At 59.4% G+C, this 2,008-nt stretch carries 2 protein-coding genes; one reads left to right on the top strand and one right to left on the bottom strand.

Annotated features, from left to right (window positions below):
* A partial coding sequence (locus ACXJ7R_RS31120) for a glutamate-1-semialdehyde 2,1-aminomutase (protein ID WP_457155154.1) occupies positions 1-1,284 on the top strand: 1,284 nt, incomplete at its 5' end.
* A gap of 213 nt (positions 1,285-1,497) precedes the next feature.
* Here the strand turns inward: ACXJ7R_RS31120 and ACXJ7R_RS31115 are convergent.
* Positions 1,498-1,836 carry a hypothetical protein gene (locus tag ACXJ7R_RS31115; RefSeq protein ID WP_245330958.1) on the bottom strand — a complete coding sequence of 113 codons (339 nt, stop codon included), beginning with the start codon at positions 1,834-1,836 and terminating at the stop codon, positions 1,498-1,500.
* Positions 1,837-2,008 lie beyond the last annotated feature (172 nt).

The raw sequence follows: 2,008 nt of genomic DNA, 5'->3' as shown, positions 1-2,008 counted from the left end.
GGTTTGGGATGCCATGTCTGGGACGTCGACGGGAACGAGTACATCGAATACGGCATGGGCAACCGTTCCGTCGGGCTGGGACACGCCTACCCGACCGTGGTCAGAGCCGTGGAGACAGCCCTCCAAGGTGGATCCAATTTCACGCGGCCGGCCAGGATCGAGGTCGACTGCGCCGAGACGTTCCTGGAGCTCATCGGCGCGCAGATGGTGAAGTTCTGCAAGGACGGATCGGATGCGACTTCGGGGGCCGTTCGCCTTGCCCGCGCCTACACGGGTCGCGATCTCGTTGCATGCTGCGCCGACCATCCCTTCTTTTCGACAGACGATTGGTTCATCGGGACCACACCGATGAATGCCGGAATTCCGGAGGCGGTCCGAAAGCTCACCGTCACTTTCCGGTACAACGACATTGCCAGCGTAAGGGATTTGTTCGACAGGCACCCCGGCAAGCTGGCCGCCCTGATCCTCGAGCCTTCCCGCGGCGACGATCCGGTGGACGGATTCCTGCATGAAGTCCAGCGTCTCTGCAGGGAAAAGGGCGCACTGCTCATTCTCGACGAGATGATCACCGGGTTCAGATGGCATGCGTCCGGGGCGCAGAAGCTCTATGGCATAGAGCCGGACTTGTCGACATTCGGCAAGGCGCTTGGCAATGGGTTTTCGGTCTCGGCCCTGGCCGGCAAACGCGAATACATGCGGCTCGGCGGCCTCGAGCATACGGACCGCCCAAGGGTGTTTCTGCTGTCGACCACGCATGGCGCCGAGACCCATGCGCTTGCGGCGGCGATCGCGACCATGCGGACTTACCAGAACGAGTCCGTGATCGAACACCTGCACCGTCAGGGGACGAAACTGAGGGCCGGGATCGCAGAGGCTGCCAGGCGGCATGGGGTGGATGGCCACTTCAAGGTTGTCGGCCGTCCCTGCTGCCTGGCCTATGCCACGCTCGACCCCAACGGCAAGCCGTCACAGGCATACCGCTCGCTGTTCCTGCAGGAGACGATCAGGCGTGGCGTGCTCATGCCGTCTCTCGTCGTCAGCTACACCCACGACGACGCGGCCGTCATGAAGACGATAGAGGCCGTCGACGGCGCCCTGGCGGTCTATGCGCAGGCCCTGGAATCGGGAACGAGCCGTCTCTTGGTAGGCCGGCCCACGCAGGTTGTCTTCCGCCGTTTTAACAATGGTGACGGCCGAGCTGAAATGACGACTCCAGAGAACCCTCCAGCCGCGAACAATGCGACCATGGCGCAATCTGAAGCCCGTCTCGCGGTAACATCTTGACGCCACGAAGGCGTTGCTTCCTCGTTCTCTCCAAGGACCCTTATGCGGCAATCCCGCATTGTTTCCGCATGAGGGGATGGGACACGATCTCACTTCCGTTGCGGAAGCAGCAAAGTGCGGGCTGTCAAGGCCCTTAAGGCGAGGTCGGTAAAGGACACGGGCCAAAGCCATCGCTGGCTTGCACAGGCGCCTTGCTGCCGCGGAATCCGCCGATCAATCTACTGCAGGAACAGGCTCGGGGAAGGTGTATACCCCCACCCATTTAACGGCTTCCTCGATCGTATCGAAGTTCTTGTGCAGCCCGCTCAGCAGGCCGAAGCCTGTCTCGAGGAACCACTTGCCTTTCGTGCAGTAGGCTTCCTCGTCGATCTGGGTAAGGACGGCGACCAGTTGGTCGGATTTCCACACCAGAACCCCGGATTCTCCGCCCTCGACCGTTCCGATGCGAGCTTCGCTGAAAGAGTATCCCGGCGCAATGATTGCATTGCCCATTTTGATAAAAATCCCTTCAATTTCAAAATGGAAGGCAGAAAAAGACAGAAGGTAAGCCATAGGACCGATGGCCAGCTTCTGTTGTATTTTTAACCCAGTGGTAGCGATTTAAGTAACAGATCGTCCGGTCAGTTCAACCCCCTTTTCACCCGTTTCATTCGGTCATCCACCATTCTCTTCTCGGCGAAAATATATGTGAAAAGCCGCTAAAAAATCTTGACCTTTCGAAGCG

This window comes from Mesorhizobium sp. P5_C1, from assembly GCF_054049815.1.
The sequence above is the reverse complement of the archived record's forward strand: the minus strand, read 5'-3'. Positions and strand labels throughout refer to the sequence as shown.